We start from the raw sequence: 3,403 nt of genomic DNA on the forward strand, positions 1-3,403 counted from the left end.
GCGTGCAGTTTATTGAGTTTAACCAGATATCGAGCATTGGTGCCTTTATCTTCGGCCTATCTCACCTACTCTTTGTCTACATCATTATTCAAACTATACGTGGTGGCGAGAAAGCTCCAGCTCAGCCTTGGGAAGGTTCTCAGATCGGTACACCTGGCCTGGAGTGGACGCTCCCATCTCCTCCACCATTCCATAGCTTTGAAACACCTCCTACGGTCAAATAAAACCAGAATCTGGCCTTGGGTGCTTTAACAAAGAGCCCAAGGCTAGATACTTAACAACAAAAAGAGTTTTGATTATGAACCAACAAAGCGAACAAGCATTAAAGAAGTCAAATATTCGCACCGCGCTAATTCTTGGAGGCATTGCGATATCAAGCTTATGCATTGCCGCCTATGGCGTCAGCCAAACTTTAGCCGTGGGTGCATAACATGAGTGAAGTACCAGTAAAACAAAACAAGAAAACCGCACTAAAGCTCGCAATGTTAACAGTGCTTATGTTTGGCTTTGCCTTTGCGATGGTGCCGTTATACAAACTCGTATGCGATGTCGCCGGTATCAATAGCATCGATAGTAACAGTGGGCGCTCTGAGATTTCTGAACTAAGTAGCGAAGAACTTAGTCAGTCTTTAAGAACCGTAACGGTTCAATTCGACTCGACTATAAATGGCAATATGGCATGGGAATTCAAACCTGAAGCGAAAACCATGAAGGTGAAGCTTGGCGAACGAGTCAGTACCAGCTATTTCTTTAAGAACAACAGTTCGCAGCCAGTTGAAACCCAGTCAATACCTGGGGTTACACCATGGCAAGCAAACCAACATTTAAAGAAAATGGAATGTTTCTGCTTTGAGACTCAAACCCTTCAAGCAGGCGAATCAAAAGACATGGGTTTACAGTTTGTTCTCGACCCGAATCTACCTGAAGACATTCAAACGGTAACTTTATCTTATACCATTATGAACACAAACAGAGACGACTCACTGAAAACTAATAAAGACGCATTACCCTCTGTCAGCAACTCAAAGAAGACTTTGAATAAAGCTGGCGACAAGCAAACTATTTGAATAGCTAATGGTACAAACAATTAAAATAAAGAGGACATTATGAGCACAGCAGGTTCTGACAGTTATTACGTCCCCCACGGCAGCCAATGGCCCATTATTGCTGTAATGGGAATATTTTTTACAGTACTCGGTGTCGCATTTTGGGTTAATGACGTCGATGCGGGTACATATATGATTTGGACGGGGCTAGCTATTGTTGCCTATCTCTTCTATGGCTGGTTTAGTGACGTGATTGACGAAAGCATGGGTGGTAAATACAGCCCTCAGGTAGATATTTCCTTTAGACAAGGAATGATATGGTTTATCACCTCAGAAGTATTTTTCTTTGTAGCACTTTTTGGCTCCTTATTTTACCTTCGAGAAATCTCACTCCCCTGGCTCAGCGGTGAAGGTCACCTTGGCTCGTCTAACCTTCTATGGGAAGGTTTTAAGGCGTCCTGGCCCTTACTTACAACTCCTGATGGAGGAGAGTCTTACATCCAAACCAAAGAGGCTATGGGCGCTGGTGGCATCCCGCTATATAATACAGTCATATTACTTTCCAGCGGAGTAACACTTACCTGGGCACATCATGCTTTAAAGCATAATAAGAAAAACCAGCTTATCATCGGTTTAGCAGCAACAATTTTATTGGGTTTGATTTTCTTTGGTTTCCAGGCATACGAATATAGCCATGCCTACAATGCTTTAGACCTGACACTTAATTCAGGTATCTACGGGTCGACCTTCTACATGTTAACCGGTTTTCATGGCATGCACGTGACGATTGGTACTATCATGCTAATTGCTATTCTAGTAAGAAGCTTGAAGGGGCACTTCAGCTCAGATAAGCACTTCGCATTTGAAGCCGTTGCATGGTACTGGCACTTCGTTGATGTCGTCTGGTTAGGCCTTTACTTCTTTGTTTATTGGTTATAAGCCTATCAAGACATAAAAATGCCAGCTTAGTTGCTGGCTTTTTTATGTCTTGAATAAATAGATGCTCAGTTTTTCTAGCCAGCTAGGGCGTTGTCCCTGACTTTAAGGGCCGAACATTTCCAGCCTTATTCCCCTCTTCACACAAAGCCTTCCCCACTTCGATCCCCGCGACCTCCTCTGGTGCGCACATTTTAAGAATGGCAGACAGGTCATCATCCATATGAGAGAAGTGCTCGAAGATATCGTAGACATTGTTTTTTCCTGTTTCCAAGCGCTCCAAGAGAATCTTTTCCTGTTCATCAGTGAGCAACAAGGTTTGCATCGATTGCTCGAAGGAGTCAGCCAGCTGATTGACAACACCAGCAATCTGGACTGTCATATCACGATATTGAGAGCCTAGGTTCTCTATACCACTCTCCATACGCCGTATCAGCGTTTCTTGAGATTGATGCTCTAGATAAATATCGGCCTGCATATCCAAAGCCTCTATTTTTGCATCGGTTCCTTGTAGAAGCGCAAAAATATTATCTTTAATCTGACCATACTTCTCGGGATCATCAAGTGGCATATTTTTAATGAGAATCGACACACGGTTGTAATTGATCACAGTACGGTTGCCAAAATCATAAAAGCGACCGGCATCTTTCAACTCACTTAACAAGCGAGACTCCATTGTTCGTTCCATGCCGTTTGCTTCCATGTTTTTAACCTTGTATTTACCTCGCATTTGCAGGCTACAACTAATCCCATAGTGATTAAGGCTTTGGAACAATAACTGACCTAGCTGATCAAAGTTCTGACATTGATAGCTGTCCAGTAAAAACTGGATATTGGCACCCAGATCTCCGGTGCTAGCCATAGCCGCCATTGCAACATCTGAAGCGGCTCTAAGTTGGTCTTTAAGCTGTTTGTTAGCAATCGCATTGAAAATTGTGCTCTGAATACGTGTCACCATGTCATCATGACTAAGCTCTGTGGACATACAATCATCAGCACCTAGCTCACACGCTAGAAGTCGCTGATCAAGCTCCATATTGCGGCTAAGCACAATAACCGACATAGACTCAAGTTCTAGTGGGCATTCGCTCTTAATTTTGTCTAAAAAAGCTAAATGGGAGTTATTGCCGGGCATATCATCTATCAAAAGCAATTGATTATCGCTATATGCAGCGTGTGTCAATAAGCTTTCATAGGTCTGGCAATGCGTTAACTTGAAGTCTAACTGAAGGGAACGAATTGAATCACTGATAGTTGATGTATTGTATACAATGACGCCATACTTTTTTGACACGGTTGTCTCCTATATCCGAGGCACTAGTTACCTAAAAAATACAACTTACTGCTCCAATTCACGCCTTACGTCAAATCCCTTTCGGCGCACCTTGAAACAGGTAGATACAGCTCAACTCATTTAAGTT

The 3,403-nt window shown here is 42.9% G+C and carries 4 protein-coding genes and 1 pseudogene; 4 read left to right on the top strand and 1 reads right to left on the bottom strand.

Translation table 11 applies throughout. The annotated features are described in order from the left end of the window. The 4 genes and pseudogenes from A3766_RS31375 to A3766_RS20815 all read left to right on the top strand — a co-directional run. Positions 1–224, top strand: a pseudogene (locus A3766_RS31375) (cytochrome c oxidase subunit I); the annotation flags it as partial. Positions 225–298: 74 nt separating this feature from the next. Further along, on the top strand, positions 299–430 hold the full coding sequence (locus A3766_RS32425; protein WP_255374912.1) for a hypothetical protein: 132 nt from the start codon (positions 299–301) through the stop codon (positions 428–430). A gap of 1 nt (position 431) precedes the next feature. Beyond that, the gene (locus A3766_RS20810; protein ID WP_068642919.1) at positions 432–1,067 is read left to right on the top strand and encodes a cytochrome c oxidase assembly protein; all 636 of its coding nucleotides are present in this window, start codon (positions 432–434) and stop codon (positions 1,065–1,067) included. Between the two features lie 39 nt (positions 1,068–1,106). Then, positions 1,107–1,985: a cytochrome c oxidase subunit 3 gene (locus tag A3766_RS20815; protein ID WP_068515580.1), complete on the top strand. Its 879-nt coding sequence runs from the start codon at positions 1,107–1,109 to the stop codon at positions 1,983–1,985. Positions 1,986–2,067: 82 nt separating this feature from the next. Here A3766_RS20815 and A3766_RS20820 read toward each other — a convergent pair whose 3' ends face one another. Then, positions 2,068–3,276 carry a hypothetical protein gene (locus tag A3766_RS20820; protein ID WP_068515583.1) on the bottom strand — a complete coding sequence of 403 codons (1,209 nt, stop codon included), beginning with the start codon at positions 3,274–3,276 and terminating at the stop codon, positions 2,068–2,070. Between the last annotated feature and the right edge of the window lie 127 nt (positions 3,277–3,403).

Source organism: Oleiphilus sp. HI0132 (genome assembly GCF_001635845.1).